The sequence below is a fragment of the Phormidium sp. FACHB-592 genome, assembly GCF_014695795.1.
Taxonomy (GTDB): Bacteria; Cyanobacteriota; Cyanobacteriia; order Leptolyngbyales; family Leptolyngbyaceae; genus Stenomitos.
On record NZ_JACJOZ010000067.1, the window covers coordinates 1 to 22,884 of the forward strand.

General features: G+C 50.8%; 22 protein-coding genes. 11 read left to right on the plus strand and 11 right to left on the minus strand.

Annotation, left to right across the window (positions count from 1 at the left end):
• Positions 1 to 183 precede the first annotated feature (183 nt).
• Entirely contained in the window at positions 184 to 570 is a 387-nt protein-coding gene (locus H6F86_RS17160; protein WP_190449952.1) for a VOC family protein, read from the plus strand.
• 122 nt (positions 571 to 692) lie between these two features.
• Positions 693 to 2,834: a polyphosphate kinase 1 gene (ppk1, locus tag H6F86_RS17165; protein ID WP_190449953.1), complete on the plus strand. Its 2,142-nt coding sequence runs from the start codon at positions 693 to 695 to the stop codon at positions 2,832 to 2,834.
• 97 nt (positions 2,835 to 2,931) lie between these two features.
• Here the strand turns inward: ppk1 and H6F86_RS17170 are convergent, their stop codons facing one another.
• The 4 genes from H6F86_RS17170 to H6F86_RS17185 all read right to left on the minus strand — a co-directional run bounded on the left by H6F86_RS17170 (position 2,932) and on the right by H6F86_RS17185 (position 7,900).
• Entirely contained in the window at positions 2,932 to 3,780 is an 849-nt protein-coding gene (locus H6F86_RS17170; protein ID WP_242033569.1) for an MBL fold metallo-hydrolase, read from the minus strand.
• 1,027 nt (positions 3,781 to 4,807) lie between these two features.
• Positions 4,808 to 5,326, minus strand: coding sequence for an inorganic diphosphatase (locus tag H6F86_RS17175; RefSeq protein WP_190449955.1), 519 nt, complete (start codon positions 5,324 to 5,326; stop codon positions 4,808 to 4,810).
• Positions 5,327 to 5,552: 226 nt separating this feature from the next.
• The gene (locus H6F86_RS17180) at positions 5,553 to 6,374 is read right to left on the minus strand and encodes an inositol monophosphatase family protein (RefSeq protein WP_190449956.1); all 822 of its coding nucleotides are present in this window, start codon (positions 6,372 to 6,374) and stop codon (positions 5,553 to 5,555) included.
• Positions 6,375 to 6,454: 80 nt separating this feature from the next.
• Positions 6,455 to 7,900, minus strand: a complete 1,446-nt coding sequence (locus H6F86_RS17185; RefSeq protein WP_190449957.1) for a BCD family MFS transporter — start codon at positions 7,898 to 7,900, stop codon at positions 6,455 to 6,457.
• Between the two features lie 206 nt (positions 7,901 to 8,106).
• On the opposite strand from H6F86_RS17185, the gene H6F86_RS17190 reads away from it, so the two are divergent.
• The 7 genes from H6F86_RS17190 to H6F86_RS17220 all read left to right on the plus strand — a co-directional run bounded on the left by H6F86_RS17190 (position 8,107) and on the right by H6F86_RS17220 (position 12,542).
• Positions 8,107 to 9,066 carry an aldo/keto reductase gene (locus H6F86_RS17190; protein WP_190449958.1) on the plus strand — a complete coding sequence of 320 codons (960 nt, stop codon included), beginning with the start codon at positions 8,107 to 8,109 and terminating at the stop codon, positions 9,064 to 9,066.
• Positions 9,067 to 9,081: 15 nt separating this feature from the next.
• Entirely contained in the window at positions 9,082 to 9,582 is a 501-nt protein-coding gene (locus H6F86_RS17195; protein ID WP_190449959.1) for an isoprenylcysteine carboxylmethyltransferase family protein, read from the plus strand.
• Positions 9,583 to 9,688: 106 nt separating this feature from the next.
• The gene (locus tag H6F86_RS17200) at positions 9,689 to 9,856 is read left to right on the plus strand and encodes a hypothetical protein (RefSeq protein ID WP_190449960.1); all 168 of its coding nucleotides are present in this window, start codon (positions 9,689 to 9,691) and stop codon (positions 9,854 to 9,856) included.
• 21 nt (positions 9,857 to 9,877) lie between these two features.
• Positions 9,878 to 10,252, plus strand: a complete 375-nt coding sequence (locus H6F86_RS17205; RefSeq protein ID WP_190449961.1) for a response regulator — start codon at positions 9,878 to 9,880, stop codon at positions 10,250 to 10,252.
• Between the two features lie 27 nt (positions 10,253 to 10,279).
• Positions 10,280 to 10,543, plus strand: coding sequence for a hypothetical protein (locus H6F86_RS17210; protein WP_190449962.1), 264 nt, complete (start codon positions 10,280 to 10,282; stop codon positions 10,541 to 10,543).
• Entirely contained in the window at positions 10,537 to 10,749 is a 213-nt protein-coding gene (locus H6F86_RS17215) for a GNAT family N-acetyltransferase (protein WP_190449963.1), read from the plus strand. The genes H6F86_RS17210 and H6F86_RS17215 overlap by 7 nt, the downstream gene beginning before the upstream one ends.
• Before the next feature lie 152 nt (positions 10,750 to 10,901).
• Positions 10,902 to 12,542, plus strand: coding sequence for a deoxyribodipyrimidine photo-lyase (locus H6F86_RS17220; RefSeq protein WP_190449964.1), 1,641 nt, complete (start codon positions 10,902 to 10,904; stop codon positions 12,540 to 12,542).
• An 18-nt stretch (positions 12,543 to 12,560) separates the two neighbouring features.
• Here the strand turns inward: H6F86_RS17220 and pgsA are convergent, their stop codons facing one another.
• The 4 genes from pgsA to H6F86_RS17240 all read right to left on the minus strand — a co-directional run bounded on the left by pgsA (position 12,561) and on the right by H6F86_RS17240 (position 16,344).
• Positions 12,561 to 13,109 (minus strand): CDP-diacylglycerol--glycerol-3-phosphate 3-phosphatidyltransferase, encoded by a 549-nt coding sequence (gene pgsA / locus H6F86_RS17225; protein ID WP_190449965.1) that lies wholly within the window; start codon positions 13,107 to 13,109, stop codon positions 12,561 to 12,563.
• Positions 13,110 to 13,463: 354 nt separating this feature from the next.
• The gene (locus H6F86_RS17230) at positions 13,464 to 14,177 is read right to left on the minus strand and encodes a sugar transferase (protein ID WP_190449966.1); all 714 of its coding nucleotides are present in this window, start codon (positions 14,175 to 14,177) and stop codon (positions 13,464 to 13,466) included.
• Positions 14,178 to 14,392: 215 nt separating this feature from the next.
• Complete coding sequence (locus H6F86_RS17235; RefSeq protein ID WP_190449967.1) at positions 14,393 to 15,568, minus strand: hypothetical protein; 1,176 nt, start codon at positions 15,566 to 15,568, stop codon at positions 14,393 to 14,395.
• Positions 15,569 to 15,816: 248 nt separating this feature from the next.
• A complete protein-coding gene (locus H6F86_RS17240; protein WP_190449981.1) occupies positions 15,817 to 16,344 on the minus strand; it encodes a hypothetical protein in 528 nt (175 codons plus the stop codon).
• Between the two features lie 249 nt (positions 16,345 to 16,593).
• Between H6F86_RS17240 and H6F86_RS17245 the strand changes: the two genes are divergently transcribed.
• Both H6F86_RS17245 and nadA read left to right on the plus strand, forming a co-directional pair.
• Positions 16,594 to 17,757 carry an aromatic ring-hydroxylating dioxygenase subunit alpha gene (locus H6F86_RS17245; RefSeq protein ID WP_347240567.1) on the plus strand — a complete coding sequence of 388 codons (1,164 nt, stop codon included), beginning with the start codon at positions 16,594 to 16,596 and terminating at the stop codon, positions 17,755 to 17,757.
• A gap of 208 nt (positions 17,758 to 17,965) precedes the next feature.
• Positions 17,966 to 18,928 (plus strand): quinolinate synthase NadA, encoded by a 963-nt coding sequence (nadA, locus tag H6F86_RS17250; protein WP_190449968.1) that lies wholly within the window; start codon positions 17,966 to 17,968, stop codon positions 18,926 to 18,928.
• Between the two features lie 198 nt (positions 18,929 to 19,126).
• Here nadA and H6F86_RS17255 read toward each other — a convergent pair whose 3' ends face one another.
• The 3 genes from H6F86_RS17255 to crtB form a co-directional block, all read right to left on the minus strand.
• On the minus strand, positions 19,127 to 20,500 hold the full coding sequence (locus H6F86_RS17255) for a GH1 family beta-glucosidase (RefSeq protein ID WP_190449969.1): 1,374 nt from the start codon (positions 20,498 to 20,500) through the stop codon (positions 19,127 to 19,129).
• Between the two features lie 122 nt (positions 20,501 to 20,622).
• A complete protein-coding gene (rlmN, locus tag H6F86_RS17260; protein ID WP_190449970.1) occupies positions 20,623 to 21,780 on the minus strand; it encodes a 23S rRNA (adenine(2503)-C(2))-methyltransferase RlmN in 1,158 nt (385 codons plus the stop codon).
• A gap of 85 nt (positions 21,781 to 21,865) precedes the next feature.
• A complete protein-coding gene (gene crtB / locus H6F86_RS17265) occupies positions 21,866 to 22,798 on the minus strand; it encodes a 15-cis-phytoene synthase CrtB (RefSeq protein ID WP_190449971.1) in 933 nt (310 codons plus the stop codon).
• Between the last annotated feature and the right edge of the window lie 86 nt (positions 22,799 to 22,884).

Genomic DNA, 22,884 nt, shown 5'->3' on the forward strand with positions numbered 1-22,884 from the left:
CCTGAAAATCATGAAGGCATGGTTTATGTGGTCATGATTCGGTTGATGCTGAGGCGGTTAACAAACAACCGACGAACGAGGAACTTGAAACCTGCTTAACCAGCATTTACAAACACTTTCTAAGTGCTAGAGGTGATTTGCCATTGCTAACTACGATTGTCAAATTCTAAATTGGTATGACCAATGTTCACCAACGGTATTCATCACGTCGCGATTATTTGCTCTGACTACGATCGCTCGAAGCATTTCTACGTCAATCTTTTGGGCTTGCCGATAATTGAGGAAACGTTTAGAGCCGATCGCAATTCCTACAAGCTGGATTTAGACGTCGGTAATGGAGGGGCGATCGAGCTGTTTTCCTTTCCTAGCCCGCCCGATCGTCCCAACCAACCAGAAGCCTGCGGGCTGCGACATCTCGCCTTTAAAGTCGATGATCTGGAGGCTGCCGTCGCCCACCTTACTGCCAACAATATCCCAGTCGAAGCCATCCGTACCGACGCACTGACCAACAAACGCTTTACCTTCTTCAAAGACCCCGATGGGTTGCCTTTGGAACTGTACGAAACGTAAGGAGGAGGTAGAAGCAAGCTCAACACTCAAAACTCCTCACCCCTCTCTCTAGGTATGTCCTGCAACACTTTCTTTTCAAAGTCATTTCTGCCACGATCGCAGTAGAAAGCATATAGAAAGCCATGACGCGAACCAGTGAAACGACGCCAGAAATCAACCTGAGCGATCCGCAGTATTACTTCAACCGCGAGTTGAGCTGGCTTGAGTTTAATAATCGCGTACTGCATGAAGCGCTTGATCCACGCACACCGTTGCTAGAGCGCTTGAAGTTTTTGGCGATTTTTAGCACTAATTTAGATGAGTTTTTTATGGTGCGGGTGGCGATTCTGATGCAGCGAGTAGAGGCACAGGTTGATAAAGTGTCTCCTGATGGCAAAACGCCGCAGCAGCAGCTTGATGCACTTAGCCAGCAGTTACGTCCATTAGTGACTGAGCAGCATCGCTTTTTCGATCGCACACTTCGTCCCCTGCTGGCAGAGAAAGGGGTTCACATCCTCAACTACATGGATTTGAACCAGGAGCAGCGACGCTATTTGCAGCACTATTTTGAGCAGCGCGTTTTTCCCATCCTGACACCCCTAGCGGTTGATCCAGCCCATCCGTTTCCCTACATTTCCAGCCTTAGCCTCAATCTGGCAGTGCTCGTCAAAGACCCTGTAACCCAGAAAGAACTGTTTGCCAGGGTGAAAGTGCCGAATAGCCTGCCTCGCTTTATCACCTTTCCCGCAGACATTGAGCCAGTCGATCGCAACAGCGTTTGGGTCGGTGTGCCGCTGGAGCAGATCATTGCTCACAATCTGGAGCTACTGTTTCCGGGCATGAACATTCAGGAATACTCGCTCTTTCGCATCACCCGTGATGCCGATCTGGAGATAGAAGAAGACCTGACCCATGATCTGCTGGTGCTGATTCAGCAAGAATTACGGAAGCGACGACTGGGCGGAGCAGTAGTGCGGCTGGAGATTGAAGCCTCTGCGTCTCAAGCCGTGCGCGATCGGCTGATGCGCGAAAAAGACCTCACCGATCGCGATGTCTACGCACTTGAAGGGCTGCTCAATCTCAAAGATTTGATGTCTCTTATGGCAATACCACTGCCAGCCCTCAAAGATCAGCCCTGGGGCGCAGCAGTGCCGTCTCGTCTACGTAACCTTAACGATGACACATCAGATCTTGCCTCATCGGCAGAAGCAAACGAAGACATTTTTTCAATCATTCGTAAGCAAGATTTGCTCGTACACCATCCCTACGAATCGTTTACAGCGTCCGTTGAGCACTTCATTACGCAAGCGGCGCACGACCCCAAGGTACTGGCAATTAAGATCACGTTGTATCGAACTTCAGGTGATTCGCCGATCGTCAAGGCACTGATCAACGCGGCGGAAAATGGCAAACAGGTTGCAGCGCTGGTCGAACTCAAAGCTCGCTTCGATGAAGAAAACAACATTCACTGGGCGCAGCGATTGGAGCAAGCAGGCGTAAACGTCATCTACGGTTTGGTGGGGTTAAAGACGCATACTAAAGTGGTGCTAGTTGTGCGTGAGGAAGGAGAGGCAATACGTCGCTACATTCACATTGGCACGGGTAACTACAACTCTAAGACAGCGAAACTCTACACCGATTTAGGACTATTTAGCTGCAAGGAAGATCTGGGCGCAGATTTAACCGATCTATTCAATTTCTTGACGGGCTACTCGCGGCAGCAGTCCTACCGCAAACTGTTAGTTGCTCCAGTGAATCTGCGCGATCGTATGCTTGCCCTTATTCAGCGGGAAACCGAATATCGTCACCACGGCAAGCCTGGTCACATCATCGCCAAGATGAACGCTCTCGTCGATCCACAAATCATTGCAACGCTCTATGCTGCCTCTCAGGCAGGTGTAGAGATTGACCTAATTATTCGCGGTGTGTGTTGCTTGCGTCCTGGTGTTGCAGGCGTTAGCGACAACATTCGTGTCATCAGCATTGTCGGTCGCTTTCTCGAACACTCCCGCATCTTCCACTTCCACAATAATGGTGAGGAAGAAGTCTTTATTGGTAGTGCCGACTGGATGCCCCGCAACCTCGATCGCCGCGTCGAGGCCATCACACCTGTCGAAGAGCCTGCACTGGCAGCACAACTCTGCGCCATTCTGGATACGCTTCTGGCAGACAACCGTCATGCCTGGGATTTGCAGCCAGATGGGACATACGTGCAGCGACAGTCAGGGGAGAATATGCCAGAACACGATGCTCAAACCGAGTTCGCGATGCAGCTACAGCAATAAATAACAAATTAAACGTTGCTGCTCATAAGGGTAAAAGTGACGATAGAAAGCCAGCCCGTCATTAAGCAAGACTAGAACCTTGTCAGTACTGTCCTTCCTACAGGTCAACTGGCAAGATCATGCCTTCTTGCGCCAACACGCTATTAGGAAACACGGCTCGCACTTGCGCTTCTACACCGTCCAGAAAGTCGTCGCTGTGGTTGGGGTCGTGGTGGAAGATGACCGTTTTTTTCACGCCTGCTGCTTTTGCTAGCTTGATGGCTTCCTGCCAAGTTGAGTGTCCCCAGCCAATCTTGGGCGTTTTAGGGTCGTGGTACTCTTCATCCGTATAGCAGGCATCGTAGATTAAGATGTCGGCATTGCGAGCCAGGTGCAGTAGGTTTTCATCTACGCGATCGGGGTAATGTTCTGTATCGGTCGCATAGACAACCGTGTGCCCCTGCCATGTAACGCGGTAGCCCATTGATGTATTGGGATGGTTCAGCGGACCTGTTTCGATCGTAATGTCGCCCAACTGCATTACATCGCCAGGGAACAGATCGTAGAACTTCAGGTCAGACTGCATCACCTGAATTGGCACCGGAAAATTGGGGTGTAGCATCTGGTCGCTGAGCCGTTGCCTCATCGTGGCACCATTCGGCGCGATCGCTCCATAGATGTGAAAGCAGTTGCCCTTAACAAACGCGGGAACAAAAAACGGAAACCCCTGGATATGATCCCAGTGAGAGTGCGTGAAGAACATATATGCTTCTACAGGCATCTCTTTGAGCAAGTGCTTGCCCAACATACGTAGTCCCGTACCGCCATCAAAGATCAGCCGTTTGCCATCCACCCGCATTTCGACACAGGACGTATTGCCGCCATAGCGTACTGTTTCACTGCCGGGAGCAGGAATACTGCCTCGAACACCCCAAAACTCGACCACAAAACCGGGAGCCTGAGTCATTGTTTCTGTTGCTTCACTATGAGTTTGTGGGTGGGATGCAGATGAATCAGGGTGTGACATTGTTGATCCGATTAGCCTTATTTTAAGGAATCTGTAGACGGACGAATCTAGGAACGGGCAAACTGCGATTGGATAATGAGGGCGACCTCAAAGAAAAAACGTGAAACCATACGCTGTCAGACTTCGGGTGTAGACTGTGATGCAACGATGTTAGGAGGTGTAATGAGGGCAGGCAATCGTTGAGCGAGCGTGGCAACTGCGTCAAGGCTTTGCGGTTTCGGGCTAACGATGCAAACGCCATCTCCGTATCGATGTAGCGCTCATTCTTATCTTGTCCTTATAGAATAGAGTTCCCGTTGCGTTCAATAATGTTGCATTAATTCTTATGCTACCCATATTGTTCGCGCTGTTTGTCATACGACCAGCCCCTTAATGTTGGTAGAGAGCAACATTGAAAGGCTACACGAGAGGTGTGGCTGTTTCCGAGGATAAGTGGTCAGCAGTGCCCTTATTCCAACCCTTGCCCTAACGGAACGGAACAAGCATTTTAGCTCCTTCTTCTGAGGCAACGTCATCCTAACGCTGTTAGAACCTCTAAAAATGGGCATTTAACGGGCATTAAAAGAGGACTTGAGGAACAAATCCCCCCTTCCTTTGCTTGCTCGACTTTAGAGAACCATAACTTTTAGAGAACTCTAAAAACATAAAACTAGAAAAACACCAAACTGCTAGCGATCGCACCCTTAATACCAGTTGAGCGATTGCCTTGTCCGTAATTTCCTAAAACTGGCTTTCTGCGAACCAATCAGGACAATCTTCAATATTTCCTGAGTATAAATATTTTTGGCAGGCTTAGGAATAAGGCGCGGCATTCAAAAAGACTAAAACCTCACCCCTATTCTCTCACCTCAGGAAGCAAGGTGTCGAAGGCGAGGTGAGGCTTTGCACATGGGGTTAGCTTATATGCACTGCGCTATGCTTCAGCGTGGCTCTACTTAAAGTAAGCCATCCATGATCACGAGCTGGTTTAGCCTTTGCCAGCACCCGCTTTAATGCACTGTTCGACCAATGGTAAAACATGATCAACATCCTTCCAGCCCAAAATTTCTGTCACCTTTTTCTCTAGATTTTTGTAACTCCTAAAAAATTCGGCAATTTCATCCAGGCGGTGAGGGGCAATATCAGCTAGCCGTTTAACCTGAGCATAGCGGGGGTCTTTGTCAGGAACACACAAAATTTTCTCGTCACGATCGCCGCCATCAATCATTTCTAGCATTCCAATAGGGCGTGCAGGAATGATGCAACCAGGAAAAGTCGGTTGATCCATCAGCACAATGCCATCCAGGGGATCGCCATCATCAGCCAGAGTGTTGGGTACAAAGCCATAATCGTATGGGTATTGCACCGAGGAGTAGAGCACACGGTCTAACGCGAACGCATTCAAGTCCTTATCGAACTCATATTTATTCTTACTCCCGGCAGGAATCTCGATCAGGACGTTTAGCAAACCAGGCTTGGGCTGGGCAGGTATACGGGTCAGATCCATAGCAATTCTCCAAACTAGCGAGGGGATTTTGGGGAAGGCAGAGGGCAGAAGGCAGAAGGCTAAATTTCACCCCTCATCCTTGTATCTCTTATCCCTACAATTGCTCTCCCCGTTAGCATTCTACGGGAAGACGGAAGCATGGGGGATGCAAGGCTAAGGGCTAAGGGTTAGGGCGAATCTTTTTGTCCTTCCTAGATCTTTTATCCTTCAGCCTTTTGCCTTTTGCCTAACGCTCTACAGTCGGCACAAGGGGTAAAAAGGTAGGCACCAAAGCGGCTTGGCTGACAACCAATGTGGGGTAAGCCCGATCGCTATAATCCTGACCCACTTGAAGCGGAAAGATCGGTTTGGGGTCTAACGGTGTCCAGATACCGCCCGCTGCCTGGACAATCGCCCAGACTGCAGCAATGTCCCAGATTTTTGGGGTTGCTTCGACGCCGCCCATTGTGGCTCCGGCAGCGACAGTAAGCAGGTTATAGGTTGCAACTCCCAGCATCCGAATTTTGCAGGGAAAGGGATTTTTAAGCAAACCAGTGCTGCGAGTGCAGAGGTTGAAGAAATGATTCGAGGTGAGCGTATCGGTGCTGGAGTGGATGGGGCGATCGTTCAAAAAAGCGCCCGTTGGCATCTCGAGATCACCCTCTAACTGAGAGTCACCATGCCAATAGCCGTAGAAGGATTGTCCCAATGGCGGTAGATGGACGTAGCCGAAGACAGGCGTACCTTTGTAGAGCAGTCCTAGTGAAATGCCCCAAAGCGGCAACCCTCTTGCAAAGTTGGTGGTGCCATCGATGGGATCAATAATCCAGCACCAGTCGTTTGCCGGAAAGATATGTTCGACTTCTTCGCTGAGAACGCCATGATCGGGAAAGGCTTGGACGATCGCCGCTCTCAAGACCTCATCTGCCCAGCGATCGGACTGTGTGACCAAACTTCCATCCGCCTTTTCTGCTGCCAGCGCCTGCCCAAAGTCTTGCAGCAGTTGCTTACCGACGTTTGCAGTTGTGGTTTTGGCAAAGTTGAGCACCTGAGTCCAGAAGTCAGCCATAGAAAAGTCTTTGGTTGTTGGTCATTAGTTGTTCGCTGCTTTCTATCTAACAACCAATGGCTAAAAACGAACAACTGCCCTCAGTCAAGTTCGTTGCCCATAACGGTAGCGATCGCCGCTTTTGCATTCGACTGAAACTCTGCCACATTCACCCGACTGAGCAGCCCCACTGCTACGATCATGCCTACAGCTTGTACCGCAAACACCAGCCCATAAGACAACACGGGCACTGCAAAGAGCTTGTTACCGATATCTAGAACCGTACCACCTGCAACTGTAGATAGTGCCCGTGCCATCGCTTGCGCCAAACCCCAGGCTCCGATAAACGTTCCGGCGGTTTCCGCAGCAGTGAGATCTAGCATGAGGCTGAGGGCACCTGTAGTGGTAATGCCAGATGCGAGACCAAACACGAAGACAACTGCTTTGAGTGCCGTCTGATTAGCAGTGAATCCAGCGGCGATGAGTAAGACAAAGCACGCTGCGACTAGCAGACAGCCCACTTTAGCGGTTTGCTGCTTGCCTAGATGCGGCACGACTAAGAAGCCAGCACTGCTGATGCCAATAAGTGTTCCTGTTCCCCAGAAGGCATTTAGCAACGTGGTTTTAGAAAATTCCATACCAAAGACCTTGGCACCGTAAGGCTCTAGCACGGCATCTTGCATGAACAGGCTAATAGTCATCACCAGCAGAAAAGTGAAGAAAATGCCCGTTTGGCGACTAGCAGTTAGGACTCGGAGCGCTCTACCTAATGTGATTTTGTCTTCCCGATCAGCTAAGGACGATCGCAGCCCATACAGCGAATATTTCTTCTCCACACCCGCTGTTGCCAGCACTGCCAATCCAATGACGATCGCCGGCACAATTACAAACACACGATTGATTGCCGCTTGCAAAATATCTAGCGGCGTGTTCAGAGTCAAGCGCTTCAGCAAGATACTAATGAGAATCGCGCCCACGACAATGCCCACCATCAGCATTGACCAGACAACGCCAATTAGCTTAGGACGATTTGTCTCATCCGAAACATCAACGAGTAGCGCGGCAAAAGGTGTTGAGCCTGCACTCAGTGCCATGCCATATAGCGCAAAGACGGCTGCAAGTAAGGCAGTCCAAAGGTATGTCTCGGGATTCCAAGCCCAGCCACCTGCCGCTTGTACGGCTGCACCCAAGCGCCACATCACCTGCACCGCCAGAAAGGACGCGATCGCAAACAGCGTTGTCCCAAACCACACATAGCCTGTGCGATGGTAGCCTGCGATCGGTCTTCCATCTGACATCTGCCCAAACCAAACCCGCGCGGGTGCTACAAACTGGTGCGCTGCGATCGCCCCTGCTGCGATCGTGGCTGGAATCGCAAGATTGCCAATCATTGCCCGATTCAACACGCCCAAAAACAGCACAGACATCATCCCCAGTCCCATCTGGTAGAGTCCCAGCCGAAACATTGTCAGCAAACTGATTTTGGAGATTGGAGCCTCCGAAGGCGATGGATAAGCCTGCGAGTCAGACACGTTGCTCGTTGACATGACCGATTCCTCAAATACCTTCAAACGATAGCCAACATCTATCTCCAGATTAGGCTCAAACGTATCACCCTTACTCTAAATTTCATCTCTCACCCCTTAGCCTTCATCCCTCAGCCTTCACTCCTCCCCTTTCCTTCTGCCACCCTCACTCCTCACCCAAGCGATACACTAAAGACCAGATATACCCAAAAACAGGGAGCGATCGCGTGCAAACGGTAACACTTGGCAAAGATGGTCCTGCCGTCACAGCCCTTGGTATTGGCACCTGGGCATGGGGCGACAAACTCTTCTGGAGCTACGGCAGCGACTACGGTGCTGCTCAGGTGCATGAAGCCTTCGATGCCACGCTTGAGGCAGGCATTAACTTTTTTGACACGGCTGAAATTTATGGTTTTGGCGAATCCGAGCGGCTCATCGGACAATTCATGCGGCAGACTGATAAACCCGCGCAGATTGCCACAAAATTCTTCCCGGTGCCCTGGCGCTTCACGGCTCGATCGGTTTCTGAGGCGTTAACGGCTAGCCTAGAGCGGTTACAAGTGTCGCAGGTCGCTCTCTATCAAGTGCATCAACCGTTTGACTTTCTCCTCGGCAAGCGCGCCCTCATGAATGCCCTGGCAGACGAAGTACAGCAAGGCAGAATCGCCACAGTGGGAGTAAGCAACTACTCAGCAGAGCAAATGCGACAGGCACACAAATTTCTGGCAGCAAGAGGCGTACCGCTGGCAGTCAATCAGGTGCGCTATTCGTTACTCACTCGCCAGATTGAAAGCAACGGTATTTTTGACACTGCCCGCGAACTAGGCATCACCATCCTGGCGTACAGCCCACTGGCACAGGGTTTGCTAACGGGGAAATATACGGCTGAGTCGGCACGATCGCACCAGGCTCAACCGCTCCAGGGTGCCCGTCGTATTGATCCCCGCTTCAATCAAAGTGGTCTAGAGAAGATCGCCCCTGTCATTCGGTTACTTCAGGACATTGGCGCAGTGCATCAACGGACTCCCGCCCAGGTTGCCCTTAACTGGCTAATTGCTCAAGGTGTAATTCCTATTCCGGGTGCAAAGAATGCAGAACAAGCGCGGCAAAATGCTGGTGCACTGGGCTGGAGCTTAACTGAGCAAGAAATTGAGACGCTCGATCGCGCGACGCAAGCCTGGAAATGAAATCGCACTAGCACTATGAAACTCCTTACCGACTGGGGCTTTAGCGTCAATAGCTGGCAGGGACAACGGGGCGAATATTGGGTCTTTGCACAAGCAGCCATCATTGTTAGCTTTATGGCGCTGCCAGTCTATCCCCTTCCCGCAGTGATGTTAGCGCCATCAACGCTTTACGGGTTATGGACTGCGGCAGGAGTGCTAGGCTTTTTGGCTCTGGTACTGATGGCTAAAGGGTTGCTTGACCTGGGTCGCAGTCTTACGCCTTTACCACATCCACGTGATGATGCCCAACTTGTGCAATCGGGCGTTTATAGTCTGGTGCGGCATCCACTCTACAGCGGCTTGATTGTCGCAGCGCTTAGTTGGGCACTCTATCAAAGAAGCCTCAGTCATCTGGCTGGCGCGATCGTCATCTTCGTTTTCTTTAACGCTAAAGCGACCCTCGAAGAAACCTGGCTGAGGCAAAAATACCCTGAGTATGGTGCTTATCAGCAGCGCGTCAAAAAGCTCATTCCCTGATTGTACTAAGCAGTTTTACCTAAGTAGTGAGCCTTTCGTTCACTTATATGGTGAGCTTTCCGCTTAAAACAATTTAATCTCACTAAGATTCTATGAATGACCAGGAATGGCACTAAACCAGTACGAAGAAGGTCGCAGGCAAGAGCGCGCCTTGACCACATTAGAGCGAACCGATTACAGCACCAGTGCCGTTTTCCGTAAGGCAGACAGCGCTTGGAAACTGGAAACTATTCGCTCTACAAACACGCTAAACTATCGCAATCACGCCCCTTAATCACTGAGCCGTTATGGAGTTATGACTATAGTTCTGATCGTAGACGATAGCCCCACTGTGCGGGAAATGGTCTCAGAGCAATTTCGCAAAAGCGGCTTCAGTGTTATTGAGGCAGTGGATGGTGCAGAAGCTGTTGAAAAGATTACAGCAAAAACTCCTGACGTAGTAGTGACTGATATTGTCATGCCGCGCAAAAACGGCTATGAACTCTGCCGCTGGATCAAAAATGATCCTAAAACGAAGCATATTCCTGTAATCATGTGCACCAGTAAGAGTGAAGAATTTGATGTGTACTGGGGCATGAAGCAAGGCGCAGACGCCTACGTCACAAAACCCTACCATCCACCCGATTTGCTGGCTGCTGTGAAAAAACTGCTGCAACAGACGAAGGGGTGAGCGGTCTTTCAAGGCATCTTAAGAGCCATGCAAGTGATCGAGATTACTCGCCTTTCAAAGATTGAATTGGGATTAATCGATCATCTCGTTGAGGAAAGCTTGTCTCAAGAGCTTCAGTTTTTTGAACGATTGATTCGAGAATACCGTAGTGGCTTGAATTGCTTTGATCAGCCAGATGAAATCTTACTGAAAGCATCCGTACAAGGTGCGGTCATAGGTATTAGCGGATTGAATCGAGAGCCCCATTTAAATGACCCTTACATTGGGCGATTGCGGCATTTGTTATGTTGAGTCAGGCTGGCGAAAGCAGGGAGTTGGTCGATTCGCTTGTCCATCAGATTATTCACGGAGCCAAGCAGCACTATCACCTATTGACGCTGCGAACTGATACTCTAGCAGCCGCTCAGTTCTATCAGTCATTAGGTTTCAGAACTCATCCGCACTGGGAGCATACGACCCATCATTTGCAGTTGAGTGCGGCGACATATCATCCTTGAGCTTTCTGCTAGGCGACGTATGGTAGAGGGAACTTTCTAACTTCCCTGGTCTACGCATTTAACCGTTCGCTGCGTTCTAAGCGCTGGATCTAACTGCTAAGAACTTTAAGGCTTGTTAAGCTGAGAGGGTGCCCTTAGTGCAAGCTTGAGCTATGAACCGCACGATCGTCTGGTTTCGTCGGGATTTACGCATCGCGGATCATGCGCCACTGTATCGCGCGGCGTTGCGGGGTGAGGTCATTCCCGTGTTTGTGTTTGATCGTGCCCTACTACATCATCCCGAAACAGGTTCAGCGCGGGTTGCGTTTATGCTGGAGTGCTTGCGGTCGCTAGATCAAGATTTGCGCGATCGCGGTGGGCGCTTGATTGTGCGATCGGGTGATCCAGTAGACGTACTACCGCAACTCATTCGCGAAACCCAGGCAGACGGTATCTATGCTCACGTTGATTTTGAGCGAATCTATGGGCGGGTGCGAGATGCCCGCTTGAACAACGCTTTAGCGCAAGAAAACCTCAAAATTCGCTGGTTTGAGCCGCTTGCTACAACTGATGAGCTTATTCCCTACCCTGACTATCGGGACTTGTGGTATGCCGACATGAACGCAGCTATGGTGCCCACACCTGGTCACATTCATGTGCCAACCAATGTCATTAGCGAACCCCTACCGACGCTTACCGACGTAGGACATTTGCCCGATGCCAAGCAAATTCCGCCTGCTGGCACTCAGGCAGCACGAAACTTCTTGCAGGAATTTCTGCATGAGAAGGCAGATCGCTACTACTGGCAGCTTTCCTATCCCAGCGCCGAAGCGACCACAGGTTTGAGTCCACACCTCAAATTTGGTGCGATTTCTGTGCGGGAATGTTACCAGATGGCGCAGCAGCTCAAAGCTTCGCCTGACATACGGGTGCAGCGGAGCCGTAAGCAGTTGATCGCCCGGTTGCGTTGGGGCAATGGCTTTGCCCAACGGTTTCGCTACCTACCGCAGTTAGAGTTGCGATCGCTCTACAACATTTTTGATGACGATGGCTGGGCGTTTGACGAAACGCTTTACCGCGCGTGGCAGCAGGGCGAGACGGGCTTTCCGATCGTCGATGCAGCAGCGCGGTGTCTCCAGGCAACTGGCGGCTGGAAAGAACTCAACTTTCGCATCCGTGCTCTTTACTCCAGCTTTTTGAGCAATCTGCTGGGAATGGACTGGCGTTACGGCGCTCTGCACTTCATGCGTCACCTGATCGATGGCGATTGCCCGATCGACCATTATCAGTGGGCGATGCAATCGGGTGTTACGCATTGCGTTGATAAAACCTGGACGCGCATTTATAACCCTGGGCAAGTGGCGGTCGATCGCTGTGATCCGGACGGCATTTTCATCAAGCGCTGGCTACCAGAATTGAAGCACCTGCCGTCTGCAAGTCTTGGTTCACCACTGCCAATGAAGGGCTATCCTACTCCCATCCTCGATTACAAGCAGGCTCGAAAGCAACGAGTCCAACAGCTAGAGCAACAGCGTCAACAATTTTTGGGGCTGGAAAACGTAGTACCACACCTATCGCGCTTGCCAGCCAGTCTCCTGCCCTTTGGAGCAGAACGCTTTGATACTGAAGTAAGTTGGGCGACGACTTCGGATCACAGTCTCTTCCCGCCGCCGCTCGATCTAGATGCGATCGCCCCTTATCAAGCACAAGCGCTACGCACCTGGTTTGTGGCTCATGTAGACGTCAAACCCCGTAAAGCATCCCGTCGTAAACCCCAACCGGAACCTGGCGATCTTCAACTCAGCCTGTTGTAGCTATTGGATCTTGCCGATTTAGGTGTGATCTAGAAGTTGTTCATCCTTGCGTTTCTGAGGCAGCAGGTAAATTGCGCCAGAAACTAGGGTCAGCGCTACAGATACCCAAAAGGCGCTTAGTGAAGGCAACTGCCAACTTGCGTCAAGTGGTGCAATGAGTAGGGCGATCGCACCAATTTGGCTCACTGTTTTCAACTTGCCCCACAGGTTTGCGCCCTGAATAGCTGTACTGCCCTGAAGGCTGGGATTGACGCGCCAACCAGCGATCGTCAACTCACGTGCCAAAATTAAAAACACGCCCCAAGCAGGCACCTGACCCAATTCAATTAAGGCTAGCAATGGTGCTAATACCAGTAATTTATCTACTAATGGGTCGAGGAATTTGCCCAGTTCTGTCACCTGATTGAGCTTGCGAGCCAGATAGCCGTCCAACCAATCAGTGCCCGCTGCCACTAAAAAAACAACCAGCATGAACCAACGCCCCTCGATCGTTGGGGTACGTAAACCGTAGAGCAGTAATGGCACTGCCAGCAAACGAGAAACTGTGATCCAGGTTGGCAGGTTCATCTTGAACTAACTTGATCTTGAATTAACATCATCTTGGACTATAGCGATCGCCATAAGGGTTAGGACATTAAGATCAAAGGGTGCGGGAGGCGTTGCTTCAAAGGTTTCACCCTGCACGTCGTCCTAACGAATCTAACTACTGCCATAACGTCTAACCTACAACGTCCATAGTCTAAACTCAGCGCAAAAAAGAGGACAGCCTCTTAGAGACTGTCCTAATCGTTCATGTTCTCAGGAGCAATGGCAGTTGAAAGACCTAGCAGATACCCCTAGCAGATGATCATGGTGTTAAACCGTAGCCGTTGCATCAAACCAATAACTTGTTGCAGCAGCGCGCTCTAGCTTATTTCGTTCTTAGCAGGCACCTTTCTTATCCAGAACAACAAGGATAGTTTTTGCAATCAAATGTAGGTCGTAAGCGATCGACCACTTGCGCTGGTACTCGACATCCATTTTCACGATGTCTTCAAAATCGATCACAGTTGATCGACCATTTGCTTGCCACTCACCTGTGATGCCAGGTTTGACGTTAAGACGCTCCCAATGATGTTTCTCGTAACGAATAACTTCATCGACTGTAGGCGGACGAGTGCCAACTAAGCTCATGTGCCCTAGCAGCACATTCCAGAATTGCGGCAGTTCGTCAAGGCTGGTGCGGCGTAGGAAGCGACCAATACGGGTGATGCGAGGGTCATTCTTATTCTTAAAGATGCCACCTTTAGCTTCATTGTTGACGAGATGCTTCAGCTTGTCTGCGTCCATCACCATCGAGCGGAACTTCCAGATGCGGAAGGGTTTGCCTTTTAAACCGCAGCGAATTTGACTGTAAAAGATGGGACCAGGGTCATCGCATTGCACTGCGATCGCCACTGGAATAGCAACCATTGCGGTGATTGCCAGCCCGACTAGGGCACCAACAATATCAACTAAACGCTTGGCTTTGCTGGTAACGGATGGATGAATTGTACGAACACATTCCTGAGGAGGAACGCTGGTAGCCTGACCCGCTTCTTTGTCACGCTTAATGAGAGCGATTCGGAGAGCAGTTGGAATGTCAGAAGTAATCATCACGTTCGTAATTGGCTTTACTAGGTTTCTCTTTGCCTTCCACAAAGATACGCAACTTGATCAAGCGTTGCCCAGTGTCTACGAGTACGTTTGCTCAATCTTTATAACTCCTACTGAGTAGTATGAAGTTTCAGTGTTTTTCTCTAGCAAGGTTAATTTAAATGACACCTATAGCTCAGAGCTTTTACGGAGGCTTAATGAATGGCAGCGAGTCGTCAGGGTTGAGCCGAGGGAAGTGTGAGCTTTTTGCCAAGTTGGGTAGCGACAGCAGCAGCACCATGACGATTCAGGTGGCTGGGATCTGTGAAATAAGCGTTTTGATACAGCCATCGTTGACTAAGATCGTGAACGGTCAACGATTGCGATCGAGCAAATTGCTGCAAATAAGTACGAAACTGCTGTTCGTTCGCAGTACGCGTCTCGTCTAAATAAATTTGCGTCAGGGGCAGATTAACAAAAACGATCGAGATCTGGCGAGCTTTGGCAAACATGACAACGTTGTTAAGTGCCTGCGTCTGCTTACCATTGAGCGTGAAGTCTCGATAGTCGCCATCGTATGCACCTTGGACTTTAGGATAGCGTTGAAAATACTCATCAGGTTTGAACTGATTTGATAGCGGCTGAAAGCCAGTCGTCTCTTGAACATCGACTATCCGTTGCTCTGGCTTAACGAGAGCTTCAGGCTGACTGAGCGCTCTTAACGGTTCCCAACACCACAGGTGTTGTTGGTACGCTGGAGCGAAAGACGGCACAACATTGAAAGACTTGGGTGGACTAAGCGCGTCACGGGTCGAACGTTGCAATGGCAGGGCAATGCAGAGCGGCTCCCTCTGAAGCAATGGAGGCATTAGGACGGGACGAATGCCAGCCGCAAGCAGTTGGTAACCAGGGGAGGCGATCGCCCGGTTGTAGGTGATATCAGCACGACCACTGTTAAAAGCTCGTACACCGTCTGCCCAGAGCAGCAAGCGCGGTAATTGGTCGGGTGCGAGCAGTTTACGTACGATCAGATCAACCAACTGCGCGGTGGCTCCATTCACCCCAAAGTTGAAAATTTTTAGCTTGGGATAACCTCGCTGGGCAAGCGTTTGCTGAAGCACGATTGGGTCAATGCCCTGCAAGGCTCGCGAACTGCCAACAATGAGGATATCGGGTGACCCAGACTGGGCGACAAAGCGAAGATAGCGCTGTAGCTGCTGGTCAAGTTGCTGGCTGTTAAAGGTAGGAAAAGGGGCGATCGACGAACGTGAGGATTGCGAGGGAGCACGGTGCGATCGCGGGGGGCTGGCTACAGGTTGACCTAAGGCGGGTGCTGCTAGCCGAATGTTTTGCACGCTCGGCGGCTGCTCTTGCTGCAATGGTCGGATTGCAGGTGTGATTGCGATTGACATCTCAGCGCTGCCTACAAAACAAAGACTGCTTGACAGCGATATGCAAAATAAAAGCGGCTGCTTTGTTAGCCATCTCATAGAGCGATCGGCAAGGAAAAGTAGTCATGATGATCATACCGTCCTCATCTCTCTAGCCGCATAAAAAATGACCACCCCGTCAAACAGGATGGTCACAGAATCAACTAAGTCGTTATTGTGCTTTTAAAGTAGCTAACTGTAGCAACCGTACAAAATTGTGAATTGCAAAATTATGGGTTTGCCGGAGAAGGCTGCGGTGCCGTGTCAGAGGGAGCTTCTGTTGTTGGGGGCGTGCTCGCCTCGGGGGCAACGGGCGCGGGGGCAGCAGGAGCGGGGGCAGCTGGGGCTGGGGCTGGAGCAGCAGGAGCGGGGGCAGCTGGGGCAGCACGTTCGGGAACAGCAATATTCACATTAGGCGGTGCAGGGTTAGGCACTGTGATATTGACATCAGGTGGTTTGACAGGCGAAGGCTGGGCTGGCGTGACAGTTGTACGTTCGCGCTGAATGATCGTGCGAGTCGGTGTTGCTGTAGGGCGCTGGGTCATGAAGTACGCACCAAAACCCAGTGCTGTCAGACCAAAAAGCAAGATGCCCAGCATTAAACCTGTAGCAGCACTATCATTTTCACGAATGGCACGGTTTTGTTCCTTCATCTCAATATTTTGCTCGCGGATAAGCTGGTTATCTAGAGCAACATCACGGCTAGTTCTAACGCGATTAGGATCAGGATCGACGGGATTAGGATTAAAGTTTGACATTTTCTTTTGTTGAACTCATCTTGAAAAAGTGCTTCTAACGTGAACAAAATCTACCTAAAGACTTAGCAAACATAAAGTCTAGTAGTTGTCTAGCACCCATTTTTTGTTCACATTTATTAGCTGTATCCAACCTAGTTTCTTTTTCAAACGAACAAGCTCTACCCATAGAGGTGAGCTTGATTAACCAAAAGGATGAGCTTGTTCTTAATCCTAATTGCCTTACAGTGAACGTGGAATCGCTTGCAGAGGGTGTTTGAGGCTACAGCGATCGCCCTGCCCTCGCGCCACAATTTTGTCACTGTTGAGTTTTACATTTGCGTTCGTCTTGATTATCAGTATTTAACCAAAACGCTTTCACAGCCTTTAGCTTTTCAATCACACATACGCCAGCGATCGCACCTTTGTCTCTCTATGCTTGTTACCCAACAACCCGTACTGAAGCGGTTCTGGTATCCAGTCATGCCCATAGCAGATCTGGCAGTGACACCACAATCCTTCCAACTCTTAGGAGAACCCCTGGCACTATGGCTGAATGGAGCTGGCAAGCCTGCAGCGGTACGCGATCGTTGCTGCCATCGTTCTGCACGGCTATCACAAGGCGTAGTGGTTAATAATGCAATTCGCTGTCCTTATCATGGTTGGTCGTTTGATGCAGAGGGTACCTGCACGAACGTACCGCAGCTTAGCAATGGCGCTATCCCAAAAACCTATCGGGTGGATGCCTTTCGTTGTCAAGAGCGCTACGGCTATGTTTGGGTTTGTCTAGAGGAGCCGCTAATGGCTATTCCTAACATTCCTGAAGCAACAGATCCGCAGTTTCGTCAAATTCCCGAATTCTATGAGACGTGGCATTGTGCCGGACTGCGCCTGATGGAAAACTCCTTTGATAATGCCCATCCCCACTTTGTTCATGCAAAGACGTTTGGCGTGGAGCAAGAACCCGTACCACCCCAACCCGATTCGTTCACAGAAACTGAGTTTGGCTTCCGTATGCGTTATGTGCTGCCTGTGTTCAACAGTGACCTACAGAAGCAAAATTTGCAGATGGAGGCAGGCAAAACCGTGCGAATTAGCGAAGGCACATGGTTTATGCCGTTCATCCGCACACTCAAGATTACCTATCCGAATGGTTTGATTCATCTAATTTTTACTGCTGCTACACCGATCGACGATCGCTCTTCGCAAATCGTCCAGTTCTGCCTGCGAAATGATACGGAGGAGGCTGTCACCGCTGAAAGTGTCGTAGCCTTCGATCGTGCTGTTACGCTGGAAGACCGCATGATTCTAGAAGGAACCGATTACGACGTACCTTTAAGCCTTAGCGCCGAACAGCATATGGCAACGGATAAACCAGGAATTGTGATGCGACGGAAGCTGGCAGCATTGGTGAGGGGAGTGGGGAGTAGGGAGTAGGGAGTAGGGTTAGAGTTTTGAGTTGAGCGTGTCTCCGCGTCTCTGTTGCTTCCCCTGCGCTCCTTTGCGTCCCTCGCTTGCTCCGCCTTTCCTGCTCCCTCTGCCCCTCCACCATCTATTTTGGTGAAAAATCACGGAAGCTGTTTGCAGATTTTGGTGAATAAAACTATAATTGGGAAGTTGAGCTTCTACTTGGATCGACATCATTGTGTTTACAAGTACCCTTCTTCCTCCTAAGACTGAATTGCCAAGTGATTTGTTTGGAGCGATCGCTGATCTGAAGCGTGAACTCAATGCCGTCATCCTGGCGCACTACTACCAAGATAATGATATTCAGGATATTGCCGACTATCTGGGCGATTCGCTAGGTTTATCGCAGCAGGCGGCTCAGACGGATGCGGATGTGATTGTCTTTGCTGGCGTCCATTTCATGGCAGAAACCGCGAAGATTCTCAACCCAAACAAGCTGGTGCTGCTGCCAGATTTGGAGGCGGGCTGTTCTTTGGCAGATAGTTGCCTACCCGACGCCTTTGCTGCCTTTAAAGCAAAATATCCTGACCATTTGGTAATTTCTTACATAAATTGCACTGCCGACATCAAGGCAATGAGTGACATTATTTGCACCAGCGCCAATGCGGTGAAGCTTGTGAATCAGATTCCAGTTGATCAGCCAATTATCTTTGCACCCGATCGTAATCTCGGCAAATACGTCATGGAGCAAACGGGACGAGAGATGGTGCTGTGGCAGGGGAGTTGCATGGTACACGAAACCTTTTCTGAGAAAAAGATGGTGCAGTTGCAAATCCAGCATCCCGAAGCAGAAGCGATCGCCCACCCCGAATGTGAACCCGCCGTTCTACGCCACGCTAGCTACATTGGTTCGACCACTGCTTTGCTCAACTACATTCAGCAAAGCACCAGCCAAAGCTTCATCGTTGCCACCGAACCCGGCATTATTCACCAAATGGAAAAGGTTGCGCCCCACAAGCGGTTCATTCCGGCTCCCCCCATCAACAACTGCGCTTGCAACGAATGTCCCCATATGCGTCTGAACACGCTGGAGAAACTCTACCTTTGCATGAAGCACCAGACCCCTGAAATTACGCTACCCGAAGCAACGCAACAAGCAGCACTGAAGCCGATTCAGCGAATGTTGGAGATGAGTGCGTGAAGAAGGCAAAAGGCAAAAGAGAGGAGCAGGGGAAGAAGGGGGAGCAGGGTGCGATTTGAGTAGTGCCTTATGCCCCTAAGTCCATTAGACACACTTCGCGTTCTCTGGATGCCGCAAGCTTGACGCTTGCTAGATTTGAGTCGATCGTGTCCCTATTTCCATATCCTCCCCTGCCCCCTCTGCTTCCCCTGCCTCCCCTCAAACTACCCTTCCCTGCTGTATACACTCCGCATACCAGTGAAAGCTCGCTTTAGGGATGCGCTTTTGGGTGGGATAGTCGACATAGGTAATGCCGAAGCGGCGATCGTAGCCCCATGCCCATTCAAAGTTGTCTAGCAAACTCCAAACAAAATAGCCGTGTAGAGGATAGCCTTCTGCGACAGCACGATGCGCTGCTTTGAGATACTGCCGCAGATACGCAATCCGCTCTAGATCAACAACTTCGCCCTGCGCGTTCACCGTATCTTGAGCAGCGCAGCCATTTTCGGTAATAAACAGCGGCAAAGTGGGCTTTTCTAACGTGTCACTGATGTGCCGCATGCCCCAGTACAGTGCTTCTGGTAGCATCCAGAGCCAGGGCATATTGAGGCGAGGATAGCTGTCACGAAAATCAAGACATTCGTAGCCACTAGGATTGTCGGCTGCTTTCACATACGTACCCGTGTAGATGTTTAGACCCAGAGCATCAAGGGGCTGGTGGATGGTTTCTAAATCACCTGCCTTAATCTCTGGCGCATCCCATCCCAGTTGTTCTAGTAGCACTGGACTGTAAGCACCTGTCAACACGGGATACAGAATGCCGCCATTTGCCCAACAGGTCGGAAAGGCTTTTTGTGCCGCAGCGATGTGTTCTGGCGACTCGGCGATCGGCACCGTGACGGCTGGATTATCCACTAGGGCAACGGAGCATGGCACAGGCGATGCTGCTCGAATTGCCTGACAACCCAACCCATGCGCCAGAATGGCATGATGGCAGGTTTGCCAGATGTCTTTACGGCGTTTGACTCGCGTACCAGGAGCGTGGGGCGGGTCGGCATTGACCGCATAGCCCAGATGGGTAAAACACGAAATTTCATTGATAGTCATCCAGTTGGTGATGCGATCGCCCAACCGACTCACTACTGCGGTCACATAATCTGCATAATCCTGCGCCATCTCCCGACTGCGCCACGAGCCATAGCGTTTTTCTAGCGCCTGGGGGCTATCCCAATGAAACAGCGTGGCGTGAGGGGTAATGCCATGCTCACGCAAGCAATCCACTAGACGGCTGTAGAAGTCAACGCCTGCCTCATTCACGTCTCCTCGTCCATCAGGTATAATCCGCGTCCAGGCAATGCTAAAGCGATAATGCTTGATGCCCAGTGCTGCCATGAGCTTCACATCGCTTTCGTAACGGTGATAGTGATCGCAGGCAACGGCACCTGTATCCCCATTCAGCGTTCGTCCCGACTTGGCACTAAAGGTATCCCATACGCTCGGCTTGCGTCCATCCTCTGTCGCGGCACCTTCAATCTGATAAGACGCGGTAGCAGCCCCCCAGAGGAAGCTGTCAGGAAACTGGTAGCTGGTCATCGATTCGCCTGAATGCTGCTCTCAATACTCTAATTGTTAACAGCCCCCAAGCGTGAGCGCGATCGTGGAGAGAACATTCAGCACGATCGCTTCAGCATTAAGACAGGCAACAACGCTGCTCTTTAAGCAGAAGCGGCTCCTTTGGTTGCAGAGGCACGCAGTTGCCCACAGGCTGCATCTGCGGCTAGACCACGAGATTGCCGGACACTGACTACAATGTGCTTGGCTTTGAGAGCATTAACGAAGGTTTGAATGCGCTGGGGGCTAGGTCGCTGGTAGTCAACTTCAGAAATCGGATTGTAGGGAATCAAGTTGACGTGGCTCTGGAAACCGCGCAAATGCTTCGCTAGCTCGATCGCATGTTCTGGGCAGTCATTCAAACCAGCCAGCAGGATGTACTCAAACGTAACGCGCCGCCCGGTTAGCTGGACGTACTCACGACATTCATCGAGCAACGCTTCTAGCGGATATTGCTTGGCACTGGGAATCAGTTTTTCGCGCAGCGGTTGATTAGACGCATGGAGGCTGACGGCAAGGGTGGCACGTAGCTGGCTTGCAGCAAGCTTGCGAATGCGACCGGGAATGCCCACAGTCGAAACCGTCATGGTGCGCTGCCCAATGCCCACATCCTGGTTCAGGCAGCGCAATGCGGCAACCACATTATCGGTATTTAACAGCGGTTCGCCCATGCCCATAAAGACGACATTACTCACCCGTTGCTGAAAATCTGCCTGCACCGTCAGCACTTGATCCACAATCTCTGCCGTTGTCAGATTGCGAACAAAGCCGCCCTTGCCTGTAGCGCAGAAGTCGCATGCCATCGGACAGCCAACCTGGGAGGAAACACAAACAGTGAGACGGGTGAGGGAGTTTTGAGTTTCGAGGGTTGAGGGTTGAGTTGATTCTGCTTCCTCTGCCTCCTGCCTTCTGCCTTCTGGCTCCTCCTGATCCCAGTTGAAGGTGGGAATCCCTACCGTTTCAATGATTTGACCATCTGAGAGACGCAACAGAAATTTGACGGTGCCATCGGGGGCAGCAGAACGGTGATGGAGGGTCGATCGCCCAATGTCAACGCCTTCTAGCTCCGATCGCCACTGCTTAGGGAAAACAGAGATATCGGTGAGCGATCGCACCCCTTTCTGATACAGCCATTCATGTAACTGCTTGCCCCGATAGGGTCGCTGCCCCTGCTGCTGCACCCATTCGGTTAACTCAGCCAGAGACTTGCCTAATAATGGCAATGCTGTTTGTGGCGATGATGTTTGTAAGGAGAGGGACATGAGACGTGCCAAAAAGTTGGAGTTTTAAGTGATGAGTTTTAAGTTTGCTTTCCCTAGATCACTCATGACCTAACCCTAACAAAATCTAGAGGACGGCTGCTCTGAGCCGAGCGATCGGTAGGCACGTCAACTTACGGAAGCCCGGCACATACGCCCGATAGCGGAACACGTCGTAATTATTACGTTCAATTTCGTCCAGAATGCCGCTATAAAGCATGAGTGCAGCCCAAACGGGGAAGCGAGCATCCCGACTGAGTGAGCGGATACCACGTTCGGCAGAGACAAAAAACTTACGGGCACGCTGAATCTGAAACCGCATCAGTTCGCGCCAGCGTTCATCCACTACACCATTGAATAAGTCTTCCTCGGTATAGCCAAATAGTGCTAGTTCATCCAGAGGGATATAAATTCTGCCACGGCTAGCATCTTCGCCCACATCACGCAGAATGTTGGTCAGTTGATTGGCAATACCAAGAGCAACGGCTTCAGACGTTGGGTCATCTTGAACCGTGCCATAGAGATCCCAGGGAGTGGTGCGTGGCACAGTATCAATACCCATCACCGGGGTCGTCATTAAACCCACTGTACCTGCAACGCGGTAGCAATAAAGCTCAAGCTGCTCAAACGTTTCGTAGCGCGATCGATGCAAGTCCATCCGCTGACCCGCAATCATGTCGCGAAACGGTTGGATGTCGATTGGAAAGCGCTCTAGTGTGTCTACTAACGCTACGTCTGGGTCTTCCACAGGATGACCGTCAAACACTGCCTCTAATTGCTTTTCCCACTCATCCAACGTTTCAGACGTGGTTAGACTCGCACGCGGACCATCTACCAGTTCATCGGTACGACGGCACCAGACGTAAATTGCCCAGATTGCTCGACGCTTCGCCTCTGGCATCAGCATCGTGCCCAGATAGAAGGTTTTCGAGTACTTTGCCGTGATCTGACGACACAGCTCGTAGGCATCGTCCAGAGAAACCAGAGTCCTCACGCAAGAATAATCAGGCAATTTCAGCATTTCCTTGAGAACGCTTGGCGAACATAGCAGGTGAGCAGGTTCAGGCAGGGAGCGAATCGATCGCAGGGAAGGCAGATAACGTGCTG

Bases quoted from the DNA above. Each gene is read 5' to 3' on its own strand.
- H6F86_RS17160 (WP_190449952.1), top strand. From the start codon at position 184: ATGTTCACCAACGGTATTCATCACGTCGCGATTATTTGCTCTGACTAC.
- ppk1 (WP_190449953.1), top strand. From the start codon at position 693: ATGACGCGAACCAGTGAAACGACGCCAGAAATCAACCTGAGCGATCCG.
- H6F86_RS17170 (WP_242033569.1), bottom strand. From the start codon at position 3,780: ATGACTCAGGCTCCCGGTTTTGTGGTCGAGTTTTGGGGTGTTCGAGGC.
- H6F86_RS17175 (WP_190449955.1), bottom strand. From the start codon at position 5,326: ATGGATCTGACCCGTATACCTGCCCAGCCCAAGCCTGGTTTGCTAAAC.
- H6F86_RS17180 (WP_190449956.1), bottom strand. From the start codon at position 6,374: ATGGCTGACTTCTGGACTCAGGTGCTCAACTTTGCCAAAACCACAACT.
- H6F86_RS17185 (WP_190449957.1), bottom strand. From the start codon at position 7,900: ATGTCAACGAGCAACGTGTCTGACTCGCAGGCTTATCCATCGCCTTCG.
- H6F86_RS17195 (WP_190449959.1), top strand. From the start codon at position 9,082: ATGAAACTCCTTACCGACTGGGGCTTTAGCGTCAATAGCTGGCAGGGA.
- H6F86_RS17200 (WP_190449960.1), top strand. From the start codon at position 9,689: ATGGCACTAAACCAGTACGAAGAAGGTCGCAGGCAAGAGCGCGCCTTG.
- H6F86_RS17205 (WP_190449961.1), top strand. From the start codon at position 9,878: ATGACTATAGTTCTGATCGTAGACGATAGCCCCACTGTGCGGGAAATG.
- H6F86_RS17210 (WP_190449962.1), top strand. From the start codon at position 10,280: ATGCAAGTGATCGAGATTACTCGCCTTTCAAAGATTGAATTGGGATTA.
- H6F86_RS17215 (WP_190449963.1), top strand. From the start codon at position 10,537: ATGTTGAGTCAGGCTGGCGAAAGCAGGGAGTTGGTCGATTCGCTTGTC.
- H6F86_RS17220 (WP_190449964.1), top strand. From the start codon at position 10,902: ATGAACCGCACGATCGTCTGGTTTCGTCGGGATTTACGCATCGCGGAT.
- pgsA (WP_190449965.1), bottom strand. From the start codon at position 13,109: ATGAACCTGCCAACCTGGATCACAGTTTCTCGTTTGCTGGCAGTGCCA.
- H6F86_RS17230 (WP_190449966.1), bottom strand. From the start codon at position 14,177: ATGATTACTTCTGACATTCCAACTGCTCTCCGAATCGCTCTCATTAAG.
- H6F86_RS17235 (WP_190449967.1), bottom strand. From the start codon at position 15,568: ATGTCAATCGCAATCACACCTGCAATCCGACCATTGCAGCAAGAGCAG.
- H6F86_RS17240 (WP_190449981.1), bottom strand. From the start codon at position 16,344: ATGTCAAACTTTAATCCTAATCCCGTCGATCCTGATCCTAATCGCGTT.
- H6F86_RS17255 (WP_190449969.1), bottom strand. From the start codon at position 20,500: ATGACCAGCTACCAGTTTCCTGACAGCTTCCTCTGGGGGGCTGCTACC.
- rlmN (WP_190449970.1), bottom strand. From the start codon at position 21,780: ATGTCCCTCTCCTTACAAACATCATCGCCACAAACAGCATTGCCATTA.
- crtB (WP_190449971.1), bottom strand. From the start codon at position 22,798: ATGCTGAAATTGCCTGATTATTCTTGCGTGAGGACTCTGGTTTCTCTG.